This is a genomic window from Bariatricus sp. HCP28S3_D3 (assembly GCF_052065755.1).
Classification (GTDB): Bacteria; Bacillota; Clostridia; order Lachnospirales; family Lachnospiraceae; genus Allocoprococcus.
In genome coordinates, this window is record NZ_JBQHTK010000001.1 from 317,438 (window position 1) to 340,726 (window position 23,289).

Here is a 23,289-nt window from a genome sequence, read left to right on the forward strand (position 1 = left end):
TTCTCTTTTCATTTTTTCTATTTAATCATATATGTAATCCGTCCTGCGCCTGCGCCGACAGCTATTACCTTGTTACCATTCAATAAGGGATGCTCCCCAGGAAAGCCCTGCTCCAAATCCTGCTATAACAATCCTCTGCCCTTTTTGCAGCATTCCGCTTCGGTTCATTTCATCCAGAAGAATCGGAATGCTGGCAGAAGATGTATTTCCAAATTCAGAAATATTCATCGGGAATTTACAAATATCAATTTTCATTCTCTTTGCCACCGATTCGATAATTCTCTGATTCGCCTGATGAAGGACAAACCAGTCGATATCCTCTTTTACATAATCTGTCCTGCCAAGGAGTTCTTCTATCACTTCCGGGACTTTCTTCACTGCGAATTTAAACACTTCCTTACCATCCATCGATAAGTAAGTCTGCTTTGCTGCCTCTTTTTCTTCCCAGCCCTTCTGATGTCGGCTTTCACAGGCCAGTACCTCTCCCATAGTGCCATCTGAATGTGTCACACATGGGAAAACTTCTCCTTCCTCCCCGCGAATCACTGCGGCTCCCGCACCGTCGCCGAACAGGATACAGCTTCCTCTGTCTTCCCAGTTCACGATGTTAGAAAGCGTCTCACTTCCTATGATCAGAATGGTTCTGTACATTCCTGATGCGATATATGCCTGCGCAGCATTATAGGCAAACACAAATCCTGCGCACGCAGCGCTCATATCAAAACAGGTCGCGTTCTCTGCCCCCAGTGCCTTCTGAACTTCACACGACACACAAGGAATGATTGTATTCGGTGTGATCGTTGCTGTCAGGATCAGATCCAATTCTTTCGCTTCTACTTTTCCATTCTCCAGAGCCGCCCTGGCAGCCTTAACAGCCATACTCATCGTTGTGTCTTCATCTGCAATATGCCTTCTCACAATCCCAGTTCGTTCACGAATCCACTCATTACTGGTCTCCACTATTTTCGCTATGTCATGATTGTCGTAAAAGTTTTCCGGGGCGTACGCTCCGATACCACATATTTTTCCTCTCATACTGTCCTCTTGGTCTTAAATATAGATATTTTTGATTTAAAATACTTTGAGTTTCAAACTATTTGACAATATAACATATATATAAGCGTTTGGCAAGAGGTTTTTTGATTTTCTTTTCGACATGAATTATTTTGGTAATCTAACAAGAATAGAAATAAGATTTGAAGAAAGAAAAAACGAGAACACATTCTCATGTATTCTCGTTCATCTATTTATGCGGAAGATGGGACTTGAACCCACACGCCCTTGCGAGCACTAGAACCTGAATCTAGCTCGTCTGCCATTCCGACACTTCCGCGTCAACAATAGGTATATTACCACATCATTTTTAAAAATGCAAGAGGAAAATCAAAAAAATTATTTTTTTCGCTCCCATCATATTTTAATTACCCAGAATAAATCAAGATATTCCAAAGCTTTTTTCGTATCACCATTTTTAATGGCTTCGATTACTAAATCATTCAAAAACTTATCTTTTCTTAATCCGTCCTTATATTGCATATCTGTTGGCATGTGCTCATTCATCCTTTCACACCCCTTTCATATAGCCTGTTCTTATCTATATTATAGGGATATTTTTTATCAGTGTAAAGCCTTATTAAACTATCAAAGTACCTTTTTGGTTCAGAACATATTTCTATTCAAAATACAAATATAATATTGACATACCTGTACCAACTGTATATACTGTATATATACAGATTAATCAACCGAGGTGATAGAGTCTCATGAATATCTTTATTGACAACAAAAGCGGCGCACCTATTTATGATCAGATCTATTCCCAGATTAAGAATCAGATCATCAGCGGCGACCTTAAGGAGGATGAAGCCCTGCCTTCCATCCGCAATCTGGCGAAGGATCTAAGAATCAGCGTCGTCACGACAAAGCGGGCCTATGATGAACTGGAACGGGAAGGATTTATATACACGATCGCCGCAAAGGGATGCTTCGTCGCACCCAAGAATGTGGAACTTCTGCGTGAAGAAAACCTGAAGAAGATCGAGGAATATATGCAGAAGATCAATCAGCTTGCAGCTTCCTGCAATCTCAGTAAGGAAGACCTTATAGAAATGTTTCATTTGAGTTGGGAGGAATCATTATGAATGCACTGGAAATCAAAAATCTTACCAAAAGCTACCGGGATTTTACTCTGGATAATCTGAATCTAACGCTGCCAAACGGATGTATCCTGGGACTCATCGGGGAGAATGGGGCCGGCAAGAGTACGACGATCAAATTGATCCTGGATATTATCCACAAGGATTCCGGTACGATCACGCTTCTCGGTCATGACAGCGAACATATTCCGCTGCAGGCCAAAGAAGATATCGGAGTCGTCCTGGATGAAGTCGGTTTTCCGGAATGTCTGACCGCCAAACAGGCAGACAACATTATGAAATACACGTTTTCGCGCTGGGATTCTGCTATGTATAGGCAGCTTCTGGTCAAGTTATCAATTCCCGAGAATAAACCTTTCAGTGATTTTTCCCGCGGAATGAAGATGAAGCTCGGGATCGCCGTTGCGCTCTCACACCATCCGAAGCTTCTGCTCCTTGACGAGGCGACCAGCGGTCTGGATCCGGTTGTCCGTGATGAAGTAGTAGACATGTTCAGTGAATTTACAAGAGATGAGAGTCATTCCATTCTGATTTCATCCCATATCGTCAGTGATCTGGAAAAGCTCTGCGATTACATTGCTTTTCTTCATAAAGGTAAACTGCTGCTGTGCGAGGAAAAAGATATCCTATTGGAAGAATATTGCATCATCCATTGCTCGTTTGAGCAATTCCGTGAACTTGACCCTGCTGCTATCAAAGGCGAGAAACGGACTGCCTACGGAATCGAAGTACTGATCCGCCGGGACGCTGTTCCTGCCGGTATCCCGGTCAGTCCGGTAACAATCGAAGAACTCTTCATTTTCATGGTTAAGGAGGTAAGATAAGATGAAAGGTTTGCTTCTGAAAGATATGTATATGACGCGCAAATACTGCCGCTCCTTCTTCTTTATCATTTTTATATTTATTGCGGTATCCGTATTTGCCGATGGGAACTTCTTTTTCACCCTCTATCCGATCGTCTTTGCCAGTATGATTCCGGTCACGCTGCTTGCCTATGACGAGCGAAGCAAATGGACGATCTACAGCGAGACGCTTCCATACTCCAGAGCACAGCTGGTCTCCGTGAAATACCTGATGGCGTTGATCTTAATAAGCAGCGTGTGGATTTTTTCCTTTGCAGGAATGCTTCTGAGATGTGTGGTATCCCACAGCGAATTTACCCGGGGATCATTTTTTTCAGGAATCACACTTCACTCTGCCGGGCTGCTCTGCGTCTCGCTTCTGCTGCCGGTCATTTTCAAATTCGGTTCTGAAAAGGGGCGTCTGGCCTATTACATTATTATTATCATAACCTGTGTAGTTGGCACCCTTATGATCAACATCAGTGAAGAGATGAATATTTCCCTTCCGAACAGGATCCCGGCATTCGCGATACCTGCCGGCGCAGCTATTCTGTTTGTCCTTTCATGGCTCCTCTCCATCCGGATCTATGAAAAAAAAGAACTGTAAATTAAAGAGGCATCATATGATGCCTCTTTTTCGTCTCTATCGTTATGACTACTCTGATTCATACACATACAGTTCATGCAGTGCCCTTGTCGCACAGATGTAGCGGAACTGCTTAAAAAACGGATTTTTCTCCTGCCCGCCTGCCACAAAGACCTGATCGAATTCCAGCCCTTTTGCCATATAATATGTCGTAACCGTAATCCCTTTACGGAATACCGAACTGTCCCGATCAATATAACAGACGTCTTCCCTCTGATTTTTCAGATAGGAAAACGCTTCTTTCGCCTCACGCTCCGTCATAGTCAGCACAGCCGCTGTCTCATATCTGTCGCCGCCGATCCGAACCTTCCCCAGTATATCATCCAAAGCCGCCGCAGGCGTACTGCAAGTCATTTCCTCCACCGGCTTTCCGTGCCGCTGCATATATTCAATTCCTTTCACATCAGACACATTCCACGCATACTCTGCAATTTCTATCGTATTCCGGTAACTTTTGTTCATTTCAATCTTTCGCACATCTCTTCCAAAGATTTTCGGAAGGAACTTCAGCACATCCTGCTGACGCGTATCCACCGTCTGTGCTTTATCTCCCAGAATCGTCATCCTGCAGTCGAACAGCTTTTCCAGTATCACATACTGCAAATAAGAATAATCCTGCATCTCATCGATCACCAGATGGCGAATCGTTCGTCTGGATTCTCCTTTGCAAAGGCGGTATTTCAAATACAGCATCGGATATACATCTTCATATTCCAGCAGCCGCTTTTCCAAAGGAACCGACGGCAAGGCCGGAAGTCCATTCGCCTCCATAAGCCGGTTATAGATTTCATAAACATCGGTCGTCACATACATGTTCCGGAACGTTTCCCGAACCAATTCCAGCTCGTCTTCACAGAGCGTTTTTCCATAAAGCGTCTCATATTCATCCACGAAATACTCCATCACCGCGTCCATTCTTGACAAAAGCGGCACTTCACCGAATTTAAAATAAAACAATTTCAGGAGTTCTTCTTCTGTTTTGACCATTCCTTTGTATTCAACGTCTTTCAAATCGACCAGTTCATCCTCCAGACCGACCAGGAATCCTTCTACCGCTCCGACAAATGCCTCTGACTGCTTCCACTGGAATCTCGCCTCTTCTTCCTCCGTAATTCCCTGCATTCTTCTTTCTATCTGATGATACCGGTCCTCACAGTCCGCAGCCACATCCTGAAGTTCCCGATAGGCAAATAAATCGAAGCTCATCTCCTGAATATTTTCTTCTCCCAGTTCCGGAAGAATATGGGAAATATAATCCGCAAAGACACTGTTCGGAGACAGAATCAGAATATTAGATGACTTAAGTCTTTTCCTGTCATGATACAGTAAATACGCGATCCTGTGAAGCGCGACAGATGTCTTCCCGCTGCCTGCCGCCCCCTGAATGATCATGATCTTATCCTTTGTATTCCGTATGATCTCATTTTGTTCTTTCTGAATCGTGCGCACGATATTCTTCAGCTTGACATCACTGCTTTCTCCCAGCTCCTGTTTCAGAATATCATCATCGATCTTCATGTCACTTTCAAATTCATAGATCATCCGGCCGCCCCGGATCTTATACTGCCACTTTGAGCTGATCTCTCCCTCCAGAACGCCCGCAGGCGCTTCATAGGAAGCCGGGCCTTTATCATAATCATAAAACAGACTGCTGACCGGAGCCCTCCAGTCATAGATCAGCGGAACGCTTCCGCGTTCTTCTGCAAAATTTCCGATTCCTATATAGAATGTCTCCGCCTCATCTTCTCCGGCATATACAAAATCCACACTTCCGAAAAAAGGCGAATCAAGCATTTTAAGCAGGCGGCTCTTCATTCGCTGATTTTCCTGATTCGCATTGACCTGCGCAAGAAGCGCCTGCTGATTGTCAAAATTCTCATATCCGTACTGATCCATCTCGGTATAGTTTTCCCAATAATACTCATTCATACCTTCGATGTCTTTCCGAACCGTCTGAATCGTCTCCCCTATTTCCCGAATCTTCTTCCTGAGTTTTTCTGTCACCTCATTCAGAAACTCTGTGCCTCTCGTCATATAGTTCTACCCTTCCTGCTTCTCATTTTCACCGGGCCTTTCTCCCGTACGTACTATCTTAACACAGCCACGAAAGATAGGAAAGGTCAAAATGTTACTCTTCTTTTTTCTTCAACATTCGCAGGATCAGATCAACCGAACCATTGATTCCATAACTGGAACTGTTGATCAGCAGATCATAATTCGATGCCTTTCCCCATTCCAGTCCGGTATAGAATTTATAATAATCCACATGCTTTCGATCCAATGCATGCAACATTCTCCGGGCCTGTTTTTCTGTCAGATTCTTATTGACCTCCATGACCCGCTGTACCCGCCGCTCAAATGGCGCCGTGATAAAAATACTGATATGAGGAATGTTATTATTTGCCAGAATCACATCAGCACACCGGCCCATGATAATAAAATCCTCTTCTTTTGCCATATCGCAGAGCAGTTTACTCTGATTAAAGAAAACAGCATCTTTCTTCGGCAGTCCGTGATACCGGTTGAATTCTTCCAGTCTCTGTGCCAGCGTTACCTTCTGAGCTTTTGTAAATGCCTGGCTGGTTCCAACATATCGTGCGCGGTTCTCCTCATCATGAATGTACGGATATCCTCCCTTGTCATAGACAGTATCCTTCTCCGCCTCCAGTCTCCGGAGTACCTCATTGAATATTTCCACATCATAATAATTGATTTTTAACGCATCTGCCAACTGGAATCCGATCTCACTTCCGCCACATCCGTAAGTACGTCCGATACAGATGATCATATGGTCCTTCTCCCCGAACCGCTGTGTCAAAGTATTCAGTTTCGCACGTTTGACATCCAGAACATCCCCCTCTGCGAAACTGGTAGGCAGTTCTTCCACAGCTTTTAATATTTGATCGTATTCCCGCATAATCTCGCTTCGAACCGGTTTTTCCCGAATCGTGCGCGCCATGTTGCTGATCAGGGCAAGTTCACTTCTCAGTGTATGCCCTTCATTTCTTTCACGCAGTCTCTCGACAATATCATTGATGCACCGTTCCCTGTCTCCATTAAACACTCGTCCCAGAGAAGATCCCAGACTTTCATATACTTTCGCATCCAAATCATAAATTCGTTCTGCCAGCCTTAACAGGCTGTTATTACTATTCTGCATATACTCTTCCCCTCCCTATCTAAAAAAAACGAGTGTATCCAGCAGGAACACCGGAACCAATACACAAACAGACCATAACAGATAATGGAAAAATGACGGCATACGAATACCATTTTCTTCTGAAATGGATTTCACCATAAAGTTCGGAGCATTTCCAATGTATGTGTTCGCTCCCATAAATACCGCGCCGCAGGAAATCGCCGTCAGCATTTTCACCGGAACCGTTCCCAGTGTAGTCGCAATTCCTTTTGTGAATCCCATAACGCCTGCCGTTGTAAGGAACACAAGATAGGTCGGCGTGTTATCCAGAAAACTGGAAAGCGCACCGGTCACCCAGAACATTTCCATCGGTTTGGTAAGCCCCAGACTCGCCCCCATACTCTTTAGAATCATAAGCGCCGGCTGCATCGTGATAAATATGCCAATAAAAAGCACCGCAACTTCCTGAATTGCTCCCCATGTGAAATGGTTTTTCTTCCGCACTTCTTGATCCGTCGTTTTAAATGACAGAAATGCTGCCAGAAGAATGATCGCCATTTCGATTATCGCAGGCCAGGTCAGTGTGACACTTCCAAACACAGGAATTCCTTTTACATTTCCCGACGCATCCCGGAAAAGCGGGAGCTCTGGCAACACGCCACTCAGTATAACAGCTGCAACGATCATCACAAGAAAAATAATATTATGCAGACCTTTGATCGTAATCTTTGTGCCCGGTCTGCTGATATCCGGCATCCGCCCTGAAGCAATATCCCTGCAATACGCACGACGATCGATCCAATAAAATACTGTTAATAATACTACCATGTTAAAGAGTAAAATCGGGAACAGATGCAGGCTCCAAAAAAACGGCACTCCTCTGGAAAATCCCATCAAAAGCGGCGGATCTCCCACCGGTGTCAGACACCCTCCGATATTGGACACCAGGAAAATGAAAAACACCATGATATGTGCTCTCTTCTTACGCCACGAGTTCATCTTTATGACCGGGCGCACCATCAGCATACTTGCTCCCGTCGTTCCGATCAGACTTGACAAAACGGTTCCAAGTGTAAGTAATATCACATTCACTCTGGGCGAACCTGCAAGGTCTCCTTCCATCGTAATATTACCAGCCACACAGAAAAGTCCGAACAAAAGCACAATAAATGTTAAATAATCCCCGATGATACATTCCAGAACTGTTTCTGCGGCAGTCCCCATCCCATATACAACCGCATAAGGTATCACAAAAAGAACAGACCACAAAATCACGGCCCACGGCTGATGTTTCTCCCACCACGCCGGTTTGATCAGTGGCATAACTGCAATACAAAGAAGAAGTCCGGCAAACGGAATACACATCCAAAGCGGCGGAACGATTGCCTCTGCCTTTTTTACAGCATGATCCGCTGCCAATACCGCCATTGGACTTGCTAGGTTGACTAAAATAAGAGTGAACAAAGTAGTCATAAAATAATATCGTTTTTTCAAGCTAACACCCTCCCTGACTCATTTTCTCAAAGTATTCTCATACAATGACCGCCCTTTGGGGCACTCCTAATATAGCACACGAAGAGTAAATAATACATCGTCAGATTCACTAATTTTTTCCATTTATCGGTTTTTATAAACAGCTAAATGCTCAGAAAAAGCACGCTGCCGACGGTAAAGTCTGCAGCGTGCTCCTTTATTTCACTGATATAAGAGAGTCCTAAAAAATTATCCTTCAATCGTGATATACTTTTTCGTCTCTACTACGGGCTTTGCTTCCTTTTTCGGAATCTCCAGTTTCAAAATGCCATGCTTAAATTCTCCTTTAATATCTTCCTCCGTCAGATCTTCACCTACATAGAAGCTTCTTTGGCAAGCTCCGGAGAAACGTTCCTGACGGATGTATTTTCCGGTCGCTTTATCCTTCTCATTCTCCTCCTGCATCTTCGCAGCATTGATCGTAAGGTATCCATCTTCCAGCGATACCTTTACTTCATCTTTCTTAAAGCCCGGAAGCTCCACTTCAATCGTATATCCTGTATCATGCTCTCTGATATCCGTTTTCATGATATTTTTAGCGCCACGCCCATAGGCTTTCTTTTCCATTCTCTTTACATCTTTGTCATTATAAAACGGGAAACTCCAAAAATCATCAAAAAAGTCATTTCCAAAAATACTCGGTGTCATCATAAGTCATTCCTCCATTCAATTCAAATCAATTAATATACTATTGTTATCTGTTATCCATTATCCTTCAATCGAAATAAACCTTTTTGTCTCAACGGCAGGTTTGGCTTCTTTCTTCGGGATTATCATCTTCAGTGTTCCGTCTTCGAATTTTGCTTTGATATCTTCTTCCGTCACATCATCTCCTACAAAGAAACTTCTGCTTCCGGTTCCTGAATATCTTTCCCTGCGGATGTAATGTCCTTTCTCATCTTTGTCATCTCTCTTCGCATTTACCGAAGCATGAATGGTAAGGTAACCATCTTTCAGTTCTGCCTGTACATCTTCTTTATTCGCACCCGGGATATTCATCGTAATCTCATATGCGCCATCCTTATCCTGGATATCTGTACTCATCAAATCCGTTGCCCCGTAACTTCCGAATGGATCCTCAAAAAAGTTATCAAATACATCGTTTCTAAAAATACTAGGCATTAACATAAAACATCGCTCCTTCTTAAAATATATATGTATGTTATATTGTTTGTAGATTTGAACTTCGAGATTCAGTTTCTGTTCTTTTATTTTTCCTCTTCCCTTGTTCTAGTTGTAATATAACACTTATTGTTAGCACTGTCAATAGGTGAGTGCTAATTTTTTTAAATTTTTTTTCTCTCCTCAGAATCAAAAACAGCCATTGCAGGAATTGAAATACAGCGTCCAATATTCTGCAATGACTGTTTCTATTCTTTATTTTCTAATTATCTTTTCTTCTAAATTCAGAACTCGCTTATAACTCCTTATAGTGAAAATTCTTCCAATAATTTCTTCTGATACTCCGGATCATTTGCTGCTTTTATGATATCTACCGTCCGATTCTGCTCTTCAAGAAGAATATTCAACTGATTAATCTGCTGCCTTCCAATCGCTTCGCCCTTTATCATTCCAGCGGCTTCGCCATCCTCATACCCCTCCGCGCGGGTCTGGCGCATATTCATCAATTCTTCATTGTGTCCCGTACAGATTCGCATTTTTCGTAATGTTCGCATAAATATCTGCAAGCATTGAGATTTCTAAAAAATTCTGATGTATGAGATAAAATCAGACACTTTTCGCTTAGACAAATAGAACTAAATGCTTTGTCTGTATTCTAACATAAGGAAATACGAAATACAATTCCTTACTGTTCTAAATCAACATAAAAGATGCCCCAAAACACCGTTCAGTTTCGGCATTTCAGGGCATCTTCTGATTCAATATTCTTATTGCGTGTTACGCACAACCACACATCTTCCTCTACGCAATCGGCTCAAAATCCGCCACTCCATGCTTGCACAGCGGGCAGATAAAGTCTTCCGGCAGTTCATCGCCTTCATAGATATAACCGCAGATCTTGCAGACAAATCCTTTCTTTCCTTCAGTCTGTGGTTTCGGTTTTACATAATTCTGATAGTAAGTATAGGTCATCGTTTCCACATTAGAGATCACACGGGATTCTGTAATACTGCAGATGAACATTCCATGTGTATCCAGATCTATATACTGTTCTACCTTTAACGACATGAAGGAATTAATGTATTTCGGCAGGAATACCAGTCCATTATCAGAGCGAAGTGTTTCAACGCCTTCGAATTTATCAACCGTTCTTCCGCTCTGGAAACCATATCTCTCAAATACACGGAACGGCGCTTCCGTAGACAGGCAGTTCAGATTCATGATTCCTGTCTGTTTGATCACATGATGAGAATAATTTGCCTTATTGATCGTTACAGCGACCCGGTTCGGAGTATTCGTAACCTGAGATACCGTATTTACGATCAGACCATTATCCTTCTTTCCATCGTTGGATGTAATCACATACAACCCGTATCCGATGTTGAAAAGTGCAGACAGATCATTTTTATTCGCTGTATCTGCATTTTGTGCAATATAGTCTGCACAAAGCTCATCAGCCAGTTTTTCAAGTTGCTCACTGCTCTCTTCATTCAGTGCTGACATGATACGTACTGTATTCTCTGTATAGGTCAGATTTTTACTCTTTTCCAGCATGCCTTTCATAACCTTTGTAGCCATCGGAGCCCAGGAGCCGTTTTCGATAAATGCCACCGTTCTCTTCTGATAATTGCGTTCGGTCAGATGATTGATAAATTCGCGCATGAACGGGAAAATGTCTGCGTTATAAGTCGTAGTGGCAAGTACCAGCTTGTTGTAGCGGAATGCATCTTCCACAGCTTCAGCCATATCCGTACGTGCAAGGTCATGCAGTTCTACTTTCGGGCAGCCTTTTGCACGGAGTTTATCTGCCAGTGCATTGACGGCTTTCTTTGTATTGCCATATACGGAAGTATAAGCGATCACAATTCCTTCTGATTCTGCTTCGTAAGAAGACCATGTGTTGTAAAGTCCAAGGTAATATCCCAGATTTTCTTTCAAAATCGGTCCGTGCAGCGGACAGATCGTCTGAATATCCAGTCCTGCTGCTTTCTTCAGCAGATTTTGTACCTGAGCGCCGTATTTTCCTACGATTCCGATATAATAACGACGAGCTTCGCATGCCCAGTCCTCTTCTACATCCAGAGCGCCGAATTTACCGAAACCGTCTGCGGAGAACAGCACTTTGTCACAGGTATCATATGTCACCATAACTTCCGGCCAGTGAACCATAGGCGCAGCAACAAATGCCAGGGTATGCTTTCCGAGTTCCAACGTATCTCCTTCTTTGATCACGATCTGTCTATCTGCGAAATCGGTTCCGAAAAACTGTTTCATCATTGCAAAAGCTTTCACACTGGATACGATCTTCGTTTCTTTGTAAATATCCATGAAATTCGCAATATTTGCGGAATGATCCGGTTCCATATGCTGAATAATCAGATAATCCGGCTGGCGGTCTCCCAGTAAAGCACCGATCTGATCCAGCCATTCATGCTGAAATCTTGCATCTACGGTATCCATAACGGCTACTTTTTCATCCACAATAACATAGGAATTGTATGCCATGCCGTTCGGAACATCATACTGACCTTCAAACAGGTCAATTTCATGATCATTGACACCTACGTATTTAATGTCGTTTGTAATCTCCATTATCGTCCTCTCCTTTTCGCTGTTTGCTATAAGGTATTGTATCAAATCATGAGTGTAATGACTAGTCCTATGTCTTATTATGTTGAATTTTTTTGAATACACGAAACGTCTGTTCTCCGCACCCTATGCAAAATGCAGCATATAGAAGTTCTGACATACTCTGATTATCTATGCTTTAGGGTACTCCGTACAAAGCAGACGGTATGGCTCTTCATCTTCTTCTATCTCCGGAAATCTTCCGATCATTTCATAGAACCGGTTGTCATTCTCATCGTCAGAAGTTTTTCAGCGTATGTTTTCGTGTACTTATCCATTTTCAGATTTCCATTCCGGATCGTGATCAACAAAAATCCGACTTCGTCAAATTTGCCCAGGCCGTAATCCGTGATATCCCATCCCAGCATATTGTCACGAATCTTATCGTATTCTGCGCCTTTATCCGCCCAGTCTGCTGGTGTCCATTTACAAAATGTTGGAATTTCAAATATTTTCATCTTCGATACTTTTTATTTATTCTTCCACTTTCTTCAGATAGAAGAGCCGTGAAAAATAATCCCCCTGCTGCTCCCTTGCAAGCATTGGAATTCCAGCAGAGCAATCTGATACACTAAGGCCCGCATACATCAATTCATCTCCGTAATGCTCTCCGCAATCCATATGTGCACCAAAGCATTCCCGAACAGAATACTTCGCAGTTTCTTCCAGTCCCTTCAAATAAATTCTTTCGAATTTACCCTGTGCCGGTTCCAGCAGCCTGAAGTAAGCCATCAGCACCTCATCTTTTTTCCCGGAAGCAACCTGCCATGCCGAATTATTCCCTTCAAACGGACTCTCAAGGCGTGTAAATACTCCTTGCTGAATCAGCTTTCTGTGCTCTTTCATAAAGGAAATCTGTTCTTGCATCTTTTCAATCTCATCTTCCGGAAGCTTTGTGATATCCAGTTCGTAGCCAAACGTTCCAAAGAATGCCACATTTGCTCTCGTCTCAAGCGGTGTGTCGCGGAATACCTGATGATTCGGAGCCGCAGACACATGGCTGCCTATGCTGCTGATTGGGTATACATAGGAAGTTCCATACTGTATTTTAATTCGATCTATCGCATCGGTGTTGTCTGATGTCCACGCCTGCGGAGCGTAATACAACATACCCGGGTCAAATCTGGCCCCACCGCTTGCACAGGATTCAAACAAAATCTCAGGAAACTCTCCGGTCAGACGTTCATATAAATCATAAACCCCAAGTATATATTTATGTCTTACTTTTCCCTGCCAACTTCTTCCGTTTCCATTAGAAAATACTTCGGAAAATGCTCGGTTCATATCCCATTTCACATAGGAAACCGGAGCGTCTTTCAGAATCGCTCTCATCTGCGCATGAATGTGATCCACCACTTCTTTTTTTGAGAAGTCAAGCACATACTGATTTCTGCTGTGGCAGTATTTTCTTCTTGTGTCTGCAAGCAGCCAGTCCGGATGCTCACGGTATAAGTCACTGTCCTTGTTCGTCATCTCCGGTTCAAACCAGAGTCCGAACTTCATGCCCATTTCTTCAATCTTTTTTGCAAGCCCTGTTATACCATTCGGAAGCTTTTCAAGGTTCGGATACCAATCCCCAAGAGAGCAGTTATCCCAGTTTCTCTTTCCAAACCATCCGTCATCCAGGACGAATAATTCCACACCGATATCTTTTGCTTTTTTTGCAATATCCAGGATTTTCTCTTCGTTAAAGTCAAAATACGTAGCTTCCCAGTTATTAATTAAAATCGGTCTTTCCTTATCACGCCATGTGCCGCGCGCAAGTCTCGTCCGGTATAATTCATGATAGACCTGACTCATTCCGTTCATACCATTCTCAGAATAAACCATGACCATCTCCGGAGTCTGAAAGCTTTCCCCCTGTTTCAGTTCCCACCGGAATTCATTCGGATGGATTCCGAGTACCACACGTGTCACATCAAAATTATCGACCTCTACCTGTGCCAGGAAATCCCCACTATATACAAGACTGAAACCTAAAACCTCTCCACTGAACTCATCTGCATTCTTTCTCTTCAGCATGAGGAACGGATTAAACTGATGGCTGCTGCACCCACGCATACTGTACACACTTTGTACTCCATAGTTCAGTTCCCGTGTATGTGGGTGGCGCTCCCTGGACCATGTACCTGCCAGTTCTACCATTTCATATTCCTTGTCCGGGAGATCCAGACATCCGCTCATACAATTAAGAAGTGTGATTCCTTCCGAATGCTCACACGAAAAGCGCACATGCTTTGTAATAACCGGAATGTCTTTAAATATAGTATATGACAGCAGAATCTGTGTGTGTATCAGTTTGTCTTCCAGCACGATCTCCAACGTATCCGCTTCATCTTCACTTTCAACATAAACTGCCGGGAGTCCTTCAAGTCCTTTCTTTCCCCTGAAGATCTCATGCGTTTTATACTTGAAATCAACTGCGCGGCTTCCATCTTCCCGTTCCAGTTCAAATGCCGGATATCTGGTATCTCCCGAACCAAAAGTCGGATATTCTTGTTTCAGGTGTTCCAGAGAAAATGTACTATTTCCTTCGAACGGATACGGAGCCATATCCCTTCTCGCATATTCGATCAGATAGCCAAAATCCTCTTTATCGGTAATATGTTTCCCATAATATACGTGGCCGAGCTGTCCATTCTCTAAAACACGAATGATATAGCTGGTCTGTTCATTATATAAATGAAACTCTTTCGTTGATTCATGAAATTTAATTGCCATATTTTACTCCTTTAAACAAATCGTTCTTCACATCAGATACAAAGGGAAGCAATGATCCCTCACCGCTTCCCTCAACTATCTCCCCCAAATATTTATTTAATAGAACCGCTGGTTCCCTCAACAATATATTTTTGCGCAAATAAGAAGACAATGATTGGCGGTATGATCATGATAATCGTAATACACAACATAGGAATGATCTTTTCTGAATGTACTCCCTTAAATGCTGCAAGTCCCAAAGCCAGAGTATATTTGTCTCTGTCCTGTAAGAAAATCAATGGTCCCAGATAGTCATTCCATGCTGCAATCATATTCAATACACCTACCAGTATAAGTGATGGTTTCATAATTGGCACGAATATTTTATAAAAAATCTGGAAATCATTGGCCCCGTCGATTCTGGCTGCCTCTTCATAATCTCTCGGAATACCGGCAAGGAACTGACGCATCAGGAATATGTAGTATGCCGAACCGAACCATGATGGCACGATCAGCGGTTTCAACGTATTGATCCATCCGAACCATTTAAACTCCATGTACTGTGGAATCATGGTTACATCCCACGGAATCATCATCGTTGATAAAAGGATCATAAACAGAATGTTTTTACCTTTAAAGTTATATCTGGCAAATCCGTAAGCAACTACGGCTGCTGAAGCCATAGATCCCACCGCAGAAAGTACAGTTACCGTTAAGGAATTCAAAAAGAATTTTCGAATGGCTGCGCCTTCCACGCATCAATAAAATTCCCCCAGTTCCAGTTCTCCGGGAAAAAGTTCGGCGGATATGCTACTGCTTCTGCCTCTGTCTTAAATGCAGAAAAGAACATATAGATGAAAGGGAACAAAAAGTAGATTGCAACAAGTGTCAATAATACATAAATGATTATCTTCGATTTTTTAGACATCTTCCCCCGGAAAAATTCAGTGCTTTAATATACGAAATGCTGGAAGCTCACCAGATGACGCTTACCAACGAATTGAAAAGATGCGGGACTTTGTTTCATCTGTTTGCTTTACTTACAGAATCAAAACAAGCCTCCACTTCAACACCGGAAAAACCTCAGTATGACTACTCAAGCAGCACTTACTTTGAGCATGCTCTGCAATTTATACAATTTAACTATAACCGTAATATCCAGATCTCAGATATCGCAGATTACATCGTAATATCCAGATCTCAGATATCGCAGATTACATCGGAATCACACGTTCTTATTTATTTAACATTTTTAAGCAAAATCTGAATCTGGCACCAAAAGAATATTTATTGCAGTACCGCATGGACAAAGCGAAAGAATTCCTGGAGGAAACCACCGATTCTATTCAGGATATCGCATTAAGCGTCGGATATAATGACGCTCTGGCTTTTTCCAAAATGTTCCGGCACATTGTCGGAGTTTCTCCTTCCCAATATCGAAAAAGCTTTCTGAATCAAAAATAGCAAACCGTCACACTGACAGATCATATTGCCTGCCCGTGTGACGGTTCTCCTATGCAGCACTGCTGCTGCCACAACTTTTTTCTCTTCCACTCAAAGCCTGACTGTACTCACGCAGCTTCTGCCTTGCTTCAGGACTTAGTTGTCCCGGAGATGGCACCTGGATCTGCACCGTGACATACTGATCACCATGTACAGTTGGATTCTTCATAGAAACGGCACCCTTTCCTTTCAGACGGATCTTGCTTCCCGATTGTGTTCCTTCCCGTATTTTACACACAACACGCCCATCCACGGTAGGCACTGTCACTTCTCCACCAAACACCGCTGTTGTAAACGGAATATTGACTGTAGTATAAATATCTGCTCCTTTTCGTTCAAATCCTGCTTTCTGCCCGACATGCACTTTAAGAAGCAGGTCTCCCGGTTCTCCGCCACCGCTTCCAGGCATACCCTTTCCTTTCAGGCGAATACTTTTGCCATCTTCCATTCCTGCAGGAACATGAATCTGAAGGGACCGTACTTTTTGACCTTGTGTTCCCTGTTCCTGCAGACTAATAATCTTATCACACCCGTGAAATGCCTCATCAAAGCTGACAGAAATATCTGCATGGTAGTCTTCACCTTTCTGCCGGAAGTCCTCCTGACGGAATCCTCCCCTTCCAAAACCTCCTTCATAAAATCTGCTTCCATTTCCCCTAAAGCTTTGGCCTCCAAAGCCACTTCCTGCATTTCCTCGGAACATGTCTCCAAAAACATCTCCGAAAATATCATCCATATTGCTTCCTTCAAAATGGTATTCCCGATAATTTCCATTCGGATCACGGTATGAGCCACTATAGCTTCCATTAAATCCATTGCCATAAGGATTATAACCAGTTGTATTTCCATCCAGACCTGCATGCCCGAATCTGTCATAAACTTTCTTCTTCTCCGGATCACTTAGCACATCATACGCTTCATTGACTTCCTTGAAACATATTTCTGCTTCTTTATTTCCCTGATTGGTATCTGGATGATACTTCTTGGCCAGTTTACGATATGCTTTTTTAATCGTGGCAGCATCTGCATTTTTATTAATTCCAAGTATTTCATAATAATCTCTTTTTGTTCCCATATCCACTCACCTCTGTTCTATTTGTAATATAACACCCGTTTTCAAGGAAGTCAACACAAGAATTAAAAATTCTGAATTTTTTTCATTAGAAAAGGGAACGATTCCTCTAAAAGAATTCGTTCCCGCTCTGCTCAATACAGTTCTGAAATTATAATTTACTCATTCCCTGCAATCATCTTCGCTCCGCCGTAGATTCCGGCATTATTTCCTAATGTGGCAAGCTTAAATTCGGTATCTCTTGCTGCATGGAATGCATATTCTTTAAAATATTTTTCGATAGGATCCAAGAGTACACTTCCTGCCCTTGATACTCCGCCGCCAATAACAAAAGCTTCCGTATTCACTACACATGAAATACACGCCAATGCTTTGCCGAGTGTTTTGCCCACCAGATCGAGGATTTCAATCGCTATAGCATCATTCTCTTTCGCAGCATCACAGACTTCTTTTGCAGTGAAGTCATCATATTGCCGAAGAATACTTGGCTCATCATGCGCCTTAAGATATCTTTTCGCCACACGGACGATACCCGTTGCCGAACCGTACTGTTCCAGGCATCCTCTCTTTCCGCATCCGCACATTTCTGTTTCATCATCCCAAACCGGAATATGTCCCACTTCACCGGCTGCTCCGTTTGTTCCAGAAAGAATCTCTCCATTCAGGATGATTCCTCCTCCGATTCCGGTTCCGAGTGTGATCATGACAATACTGTGACAACCTTTACCGCCTCCTTGCCACATCTCACCCAGAGCTGCAACATTGGCATCGTTGCCCGCTTTCACTTTCAATCCGGTCAATTCCTGCAGACGGTCAGCCACATTGAACACACCCCATCCAAGATTCACACACTTGAAAACAGTTCCGTCTGCTCCTACCGGTCCCGGAACACCGATTCCGATTCCTTCCACATCGTCTTTACTGATTTCTCTTTCTCTTAAGGTTTCAATCACGGAGTCCGCTATATCTCCCAGAATATATTTTCCGCCTTTCTCAGTTCTGGTAGGTATCTCCCAGGTATGTAACAATTCTCCTGAAGATAAAAATAATCCCATCTTAACCGTCGTTCCTCCAAGGTCAACACCAAAAATATATTTCTTCATAGCCCCTGTCCTCCTATTGAATATTTCTTCTTCACATTATACAAAAAAACCCTGGAATTTACAATGTCTTTACAACATCACACGTTCCAAAATTTTCTTTATTTTTTCTTTCGTCGGCACCTGCCCACTGATAACCACTTTTCCGTCTATCATGATGGACGGCGCAGACATTACTCCCAGTTTTACAATTTCAATCAGATCTTCTACCTTTTCAATCTCTGCTTCCAGTGCCAGTTCTTCCACTGCTTCCTGCACCAATGCATAGACCTTATCGCATTTGTCGCATCCGCTCCCTATCACTTTAATATTCATAAGCAACCTCCCGCATTCTAGTTCTTCAATTTCATCGGTAATCCTACTTTATCTTCCCAGGCAGCAAAAATCTTCTTGATCACCGCCGTACCAATCTTAGAAATAAAAACAAGCTGTGACTTTTCCTGGGGTTCATATGGTGCATAATCAATTTTCTTTCCAACAACATCTACTTTCTGCCATCCTTCCTCCTGCACTTGGAAGAATCCTTTGATTCTGTGCACATCCGGTGACATCGTTCTGAGGAATTCATCCAGACTTTCCTTCGCGACCTCACCTTCAAATTCCATATAAAGTGTCTTCGGTTTCGTTTCAACAGAATTTGTCGTCTCTTCACACTCTGCCCACTGATATTTCAGCAGATCTTGATTCAGAAAATCCAGACTCAAATTACCATTTTCACTTTGTACAATCGGACATACCGGATTGATTTCCCGAATTTTTCCACAGATTTCCATGATTTTCTGTTCATCCGACAAGTCTGTTTTTGTAAGAACCGCCAGGTTACAATGTTTCAACTGACGATCTACCGTCTCCTGATCAACAATCTGATCCATAAAATTCACACAATCAACCAGGCAGATGGTTCCCTGAAAATCATACACATCTCCGCCTGCCGTGATTCTTACCGCCTCCAGAATTTCTTCCAGATTAGACGGATCTCCAAATCCGGAACTTTCTACAAAAAGGTAATCAAACGCTTCCTTTGCCATTTCTGTCAAAGCCTGTACGAATGAAAGCTTCAGACAACTACAGAAAATCGATCCGCGCGTAAGCTCAACCATTTTGATATCATCATCTCTTAAAACGGTTCCGTCAATACTCAGCTTCCCCAATTCATTCTGAATGATTCCTGTTCGTTTTCCTTCCAGTTTTTCCAATATTTTCTGCAATACCGTAGTTTTCCCGGATCCTAAAAATCCGGTCAGAATGTACAATTTTGTTTTCCCCATTTTCCTTTACACTACCTTTCTTTTTATTAGTTATACAGATTATCCTGCCAGTTTGTTCTTATACTCTCATTCTCACATTGAAGCATTTCTATACATTAGTTTATCACATACATAGAATCTTTTCAATATGATTAGAAAAAAAGAAAGCCCATGATTGACTTTCCTTTTTTTCCTGTGTAATATCTTTATAGTAACTATGATTCTTTAACTCTGCCATCTGACGGCATACTTGAAAGGAGATTTATCCATGACTAAAGCAAGCTGCTGCGATACCTGCACTTATTACATCTATGATGACGATTATGAATGTTACACCTGTGACCGGAATCTGGATGAGGACGAGATGGTGCGTTTTATGACAGACCACAGCTATCAGTGTCCTTATTATCGTTGTGGTGATGAATATCGCGTCGTACGCAAACAGATGTAACTATTCTTTTTCCGGTTTTGTCCAATTTACAATAAAAATACCTGCACATACCAGAACCAGTGCAATCCCCCCACTCATTCCAAACGCACTTCCTTCTCCCAGAATCAATGCCGAAAGAATTACTCCGAATACCGGATTGGTAAATCCGAAAATTGACACTTTAGAAACCGGATTATATTTCAGAAGAATTCCCCACAATGTGTAAGCGACTGCCGAAATCAGTGCCATATAAAGGAGGAGCATCCCGCCTTTTACGCTAACCGCCGTAAGACGGCCTCCCGCCGCAGTCGCTCCTGCCACCATAATGATTCCACCAAGCAGAAACTGATATCCGCTTAGCATAACCGGATTCTCCGTCTGAGAATATTTCTTGATCAACACTGAGGAAAACGCATAAGCGAGTGCGGAAATAAATACAAATCCATCCCCCATCAGGTTAAAGCTCATACTCACATCGTTTCCGCTCAAGTTAATAATCACCACTCCTGCAAAGCCGATCATGCATCCGATTATTTTCTTTGCATCCAGTTTCTCCATGCGGAACAACATGCTGGATACAAGAATCGACAAAAACACATTGGACGCCTCTACGATAGACCCCTTCACACCTGTTGTGTGTGCAAGCCCCACGTAGAAGAAGAAATACTGCAGTACCGTCTGAAGCAGGGAAATCTTGATGATCTTTGCGATTGCTGTTCTTCCCGGCTTCAGGAATGTTCTCTGGAGAACGGCTCCAAACAGAATCACGAGCACCCCTGCCAGTGTAAATCTGCATCCCGCAAACAATATTTGTGCCGCCGTATCAGTCGAATCCACCTGAAACAACTTATATCCAACTTTGATACATGGAAATGCGCTTCCCCATAACAGACAACAGATCATGGCAAGCAGGCATACTACCCATGTCTTTCTCATTGTACTTTCTTTTAATTTCATCATGCTTTTCATTCCTTATCCATCAAAATTTTTGAAAGCCGGAAGTAAAACTCCCGGCTTCTCTTCGTTTTTCTATTCATTTTTTATCATACCACAGAATTCTATGACTTTCAACGCAAAGCAAAAATGTACGAAAATAAATTTTCTATCCTGCACAAGCCACAGACGACTGATCTCGGATTACAAACGGCGCGTCAATCGGACTTTCCATATCCCAGAGATGATAACTGCCGTTTGCATAATAAGCCGGACGGCATTTTCTTTCTTTTACTTGTTTCACCAGCTCTTCAACCGTCTGAATTTTTTCCGGGAAAAATGTCGCATAAAGTCCCAACTTCTCCGGTACATGACAATCACTAGAACCAATCGTTGCCAGTCCCAGCATTCTGGCGTACTCCGCAGCCTTTTTATTCGCATCATAGAGCGTACTTCCATTCAGCACTTCTACTCCGTCCAAACCATGAACCAACTTCAGATTCTCTTCCAGTCCGCGATTGTTATTTCGGAACGGATGTGCAGAAAAGCACATTCCCCCCTGCTCCTTTACCATAGTAATAAATTCCTGAGCCGGAATTCTTTCCCTGGGATACTCCTTTATTCCCATTGCCACAATATCTCCCTGAAGCGAGAAAAATTCAATACCCGTAAAAATCGGAAAACCCGTCTTTTCTGAATACTCTTCCGCAAAGTCCCGGATTCCCATATTATCATGATCTGTAATACAGATTGCATCCAGACCTCTTGCTTTCGCCAATTCCACCATAATCTCCAGCTTAAGAAAACTGTCTCCCGAATATCTCATCTCATGCATATGCATATCAATTAACATCTGGTTCCCTCCATATTTACCGCCAATAAATATTCGTTGTTTCCGCATAATTACTAAGCTAATCTTAGCACGAAACCATGCAGCCTTGCTAATTGATATTTGCAATATATTTCCTTCACATATTGATATTCTCTATAATTCAGTTTTCTACCGCATCAACTCTGTCAATCTTTCACAGAGTCCATCCCACGACACTGCTTCCAGTCCTTCTTTCTGTGGGAGCGGCATACTCTTCGCTTTCAAAATAGCATCCGCCAGATTTTTTTCAAATTCAGGAAGGTCTTCTTCCAACGGCTCATCTTCATTCACCATACAAGGAGGTTCTACAAAAACAGTGCCATTCCCCGGTATATTCCTATCCAGCCACGGCCGAATTCCAGGGAGATCCGTACACACTGTATGCAGACCACACGCCAGTGCCTCAATCACAACAAGCGGAAGTCCCTCATAGAACGAAGGCAGTACAAAAATATCGCTTCGATTCAGTTCTGCGGCAAGTTCTCTTTGTGCAAGTTTTCCCAGAAATCTTATCTGGCAGGGACATTCCTCCGCCACCTTAAGAATCGTACGGAATTCCTCCTCATCTCCATAGCCTCCCGCCAGAACCAGTTCCACGTCTCTTCCTGTTTTTTTCAACTTCTCGTCCACCCTGTCCATGGATCGGATCAGACTTTTTACTCCCTTTTTCTCAGAAATCTTCCCGGCAAAAATAATTCGTACTTTGTCTTCTTTTTTCTGTTTCTTACGTTCCTCATCAATGCAGAATATCTCACTGTTATACCCGGTTCCAACCACCTCAATCAGCTCCGGATGACAGCCGTAACACTCACAAATTTCCCAGCTCTGCTCCTGATGTAAAGCAAAAATACCATCCAGCTTTCGGATCTGTTCCCGAATATATTCTCTCTCCCATGCATTTTTCTTAATCTGCCGGATATCTGACCCATGCGCAATTCCATATACCCGGATGCCCGGACAGATTTCCCTGGCCATTGCTGTCAGGAAATACAAATGATGGCATAAAATTACATCCGGTCTGAATTTCTTCACTGCATAACGTATCTGACTGCGAAATGTTCTCATAAACTGCTCTGTCATCACATCCGTCATATCAGAATATCTGGTGCTTTTATACGGCATCTCGTCTGACATGCCCGCAATTGGGAACGGCAGATCGCCAGATTCAAAGTATACCGGAAAGCATTCTACACCGTCAGGAAAACGCATCGTATCTTTCCTTCCAATTCCGGCTATGACAGCCTGCTCATGTCCCATTTTTTCAAATCCCCTCACCAGCTCTGTCAGATAGATACCACTTCCGGTACTATCGGGCTTCTGAGCGGTAACGCTTAATATTCTCATATCATCATTCTCTCCTGCATCCG

22 protein-coding genes, 1 tRNA gene and 2 pseudogenes are annotated in these 23,289 nt (G+C 42.8%); 5 read left to right on the plus strand and 20 right to left on the minus strand.

Features of this window, described 5'->3' with window-relative positions; genetic code table 11:
- Window positions 1-72: 72 nt before the first annotated feature.
- The 3 genes from ACTNB3_RS01520 to ACTNB3_RS01530 form a co-directional block, all read right to left on the minus strand.
- Entirely contained in the window at window positions 73-1,035 is a 963-nt protein-coding gene (locus ACTNB3_RS01520) for a beta-ketoacyl-ACP synthase III (RefSeq protein WP_441024265.1), read from the minus strand.
- A gap of 215 nt (window positions 1,036-1,250) precedes the next feature.
- Window positions 1,251-1,333 (minus strand) — tRNA-Leu (locus ACTNB3_RS01525).
- 77 nt (window positions 1,334-1,410) lie between these two features.
- On the minus strand, window positions 1,411-1,548 hold the full coding sequence (locus ACTNB3_RS01530; RefSeq protein ID WP_427807747.1) for a hypothetical protein: 138 nt from the start codon (window positions 1,546-1,548) through the stop codon (window positions 1,411-1,413).
- Window positions 1,549-1,763: 215 nt separating this feature from the next.
- Between ACTNB3_RS01530 and ACTNB3_RS01535 the strand changes: the two genes are divergently transcribed.
- Genes ACTNB3_RS01535 through ACTNB3_RS01545 form a run of 3 tightly spaced genes read left to right on the plus strand, consistent with a single transcriptional unit; the run spans window position 1,764 to window position 3,605 of the window.
- Entirely contained in the window at window positions 1,764-2,141 is a 378-nt protein-coding gene (locus tag ACTNB3_RS01535; protein ID WP_427818828.1) for a GntR family transcriptional regulator, read from the plus strand.
- Window positions 2,138-2,980 (plus strand): ABC transporter ATP-binding protein, encoded by an 843-nt coding sequence (locus ACTNB3_RS01540; RefSeq protein ID WP_427818827.1) that lies wholly within the window; start codon window positions 2,138-2,140, stop codon window positions 2,978-2,980. Before ACTNB3_RS01535 ends, ACTNB3_RS01540 begins: the two co-directional genes overlap by 4 nt.
- Before the next feature lies 1 nt (window position 2,981).
- Complete coding sequence (locus tag ACTNB3_RS01545; RefSeq protein WP_427807753.1) at window positions 2,982-3,605, plus strand: ABC-2 transporter permease; 624 nt, start codon at window positions 2,982-2,984, stop codon at window positions 3,603-3,605.
- 48 nt (window positions 3,606-3,653) lie between these two features.
- Here the strand turns inward: ACTNB3_RS01545 and ACTNB3_RS01550 are convergent, their stop codons facing one another.
- The 10 genes and pseudogenes from ACTNB3_RS01550 to ACTNB3_RS01595 all read right to left on the minus strand — a co-directional run bounded on the left by ACTNB3_RS01550 (window position 3,654) and on the right by ACTNB3_RS01595 (window position 15,694).
- Window positions 3,654-5,678, minus strand: a complete 2,025-nt coding sequence (locus ACTNB3_RS01550; protein WP_441024270.1) for a HelD family protein — start codon at window positions 5,676-5,678, stop codon at window positions 3,654-3,656.
- Window positions 5,679-5,772: 94 nt separating this feature from the next.
- Entirely contained in the window at window positions 5,773-6,804 is a 1,032-nt protein-coding gene (locus ACTNB3_RS01555; protein WP_441024272.1) for an AAA family ATPase, read from the minus strand.
- Between the two features lie 15 nt (window positions 6,805-6,819).
- A complete protein-coding gene (locus tag ACTNB3_RS01560; protein WP_441024352.1) occupies window positions 6,820-8,211 on the minus strand; it encodes a sodium:proton antiporter in 1,392 nt (463 codons plus the stop codon).
- Between the two features lie 294 nt (window positions 8,212-8,505).
- The gene (locus ACTNB3_RS01565; RefSeq protein ID WP_427807759.1) at window positions 8,506-8,967 is read right to left on the minus strand and encodes an Hsp20/alpha crystallin family protein; all 462 of its coding nucleotides are present in this window, start codon (window positions 8,965-8,967) and stop codon (window positions 8,506-8,508) included.
- 57 nt (window positions 8,968-9,024) lie between these two features.
- Entirely contained in the window at window positions 9,025-9,444 is a 420-nt protein-coding gene (locus ACTNB3_RS01570) for an Hsp20/alpha crystallin family protein (RefSeq protein WP_441024274.1), read from the minus strand.
- 299 nt (window positions 9,445-9,743) lie between these two features.
- A complete protein-coding gene (locus ACTNB3_RS01575; protein WP_427807763.1) occupies window positions 9,744-9,992 on the minus strand; it encodes a hypothetical protein in 249 nt (82 codons plus the stop codon).
- Window positions 9,993-10,239: 247 nt separating this feature from the next.
- Window positions 10,240-12,030, minus strand: coding sequence for a flavin reductase (locus ACTNB3_RS01580; RefSeq protein WP_427807765.1), 1,791 nt, complete (start codon window positions 12,028-12,030; stop codon window positions 10,240-10,242).
- A gap of 168 nt (window positions 12,031-12,198) precedes the next feature.
- Window positions 12,199-12,524 (minus strand): annotated as a pseudogene (locus ACTNB3_RS01585) (D-lyxose/D-mannose family sugar isomerase).
- 16 nt (window positions 12,525-12,540) lie between these two features.
- Window positions 12,541-14,787 carry an alpha-galactosidase gene (locus ACTNB3_RS01590; protein WP_441017899.1) on the minus strand — a complete coding sequence of 749 codons (2,247 nt, stop codon included), beginning with the start codon at window positions 14,785-14,787 and terminating at the stop codon, window positions 12,541-12,543.
- Between the two features lie 92 nt (window positions 14,788-14,879).
- A pseudogene (locus ACTNB3_RS01595) lies at window positions 14,880-15,694 on the minus strand (carbohydrate ABC transporter permease).
- A gap of 290 nt (window positions 15,695-15,984) precedes the next feature.
- Between ACTNB3_RS01595 and ACTNB3_RS01600 the strand changes: the two are divergent.
- Window positions 15,985-16,230, plus strand: a complete 246-nt coding sequence (locus ACTNB3_RS01600) for a helix-turn-helix domain-containing protein (RefSeq protein WP_441024355.1) — start codon at window positions 15,985-15,987, stop codon at window positions 16,228-16,230.
- Between the two features lie 49 nt (window positions 16,231-16,279).
- Here ACTNB3_RS01600 and ACTNB3_RS01605 read toward each other — a convergent pair whose 3' ends face one another.
- From ACTNB3_RS01605 to ACTNB3_RS01620, 4 genes are all read right to left on the minus strand, one after another.
- Window positions 16,280-17,344 carry a DnaJ C-terminal domain-containing protein gene (locus ACTNB3_RS01605; RefSeq protein ID WP_441024277.1) on the minus strand — a complete coding sequence of 355 codons (1,065 nt, stop codon included), beginning with the start codon at window positions 17,342-17,344 and terminating at the stop codon, window positions 16,280-16,282.
- 155 nt (window positions 17,345-17,499) lie between these two features.
- Window positions 17,500-18,444, minus strand: a complete 945-nt coding sequence (locus ACTNB3_RS01610; protein WP_441024279.1) for an ROK family glucokinase — start codon at window positions 18,442-18,444, stop codon at window positions 17,500-17,502.
- Between the two features lie 69 nt (window positions 18,445-18,513).
- Window positions 18,514-18,756 carry a thioredoxin family protein gene (locus tag ACTNB3_RS01615; RefSeq protein ID WP_427818820.1) on the minus strand — a complete coding sequence of 81 codons (243 nt, stop codon included), beginning with the start codon at window positions 18,754-18,756 and terminating at the stop codon, window positions 18,514-18,516.
- A 17-nt stretch (window positions 18,757-18,773) separates the two neighbouring features.
- Window positions 18,774-19,709, minus strand: coding sequence for a CobW family GTP-binding protein (locus tag ACTNB3_RS01620; protein WP_427807779.1), 936 nt, complete (start codon window positions 19,707-19,709; stop codon window positions 18,774-18,776).
- Window positions 19,710-19,956: 247 nt separating this feature from the next.
- Between ACTNB3_RS01620 and ACTNB3_RS01625 the strand changes: the two genes are divergently transcribed.
- The gene (locus ACTNB3_RS01625) at window positions 19,957-20,139 is read left to right on the plus strand and encodes a DUF6472 family protein (protein WP_427807781.1); all 183 of its coding nucleotides are present in this window, start codon (window positions 19,957-19,959) and stop codon (window positions 20,137-20,139) included.
- Here the strand turns inward: ACTNB3_RS01625 and ACTNB3_RS01630 are convergent, their stop codons facing one another.
- From ACTNB3_RS01630 to ACTNB3_RS01640, 3 genes are all read right to left on the minus strand, one after another.
- Window positions 20,140-21,078: a DMT family transporter gene (locus tag ACTNB3_RS01630; protein WP_441024281.1), complete on the minus strand. Its 939-nt coding sequence runs from the start codon at window positions 21,076-21,078 to the stop codon at window positions 20,140-20,142.
- Window positions 21,079-21,220: 142 nt separating this feature from the next.
- On the minus strand, window positions 21,221-21,904 hold the full coding sequence (locus ACTNB3_RS01635; RefSeq protein ID WP_427807784.1) for a PHP domain-containing protein: 684 nt from the start codon (window positions 21,902-21,904) through the stop codon (window positions 21,221-21,223).
- A 147-nt stretch (window positions 21,905-22,051) separates the two neighbouring features.
- Entirely contained in the window at window positions 22,052-23,266 is a 1,215-nt protein-coding gene (locus ACTNB3_RS01640; RefSeq protein ID WP_427807786.1) for a glycosyltransferase family 4 protein, read from the minus strand.
- Window positions 23,267-23,289: the final 23 nt, after the last annotated feature.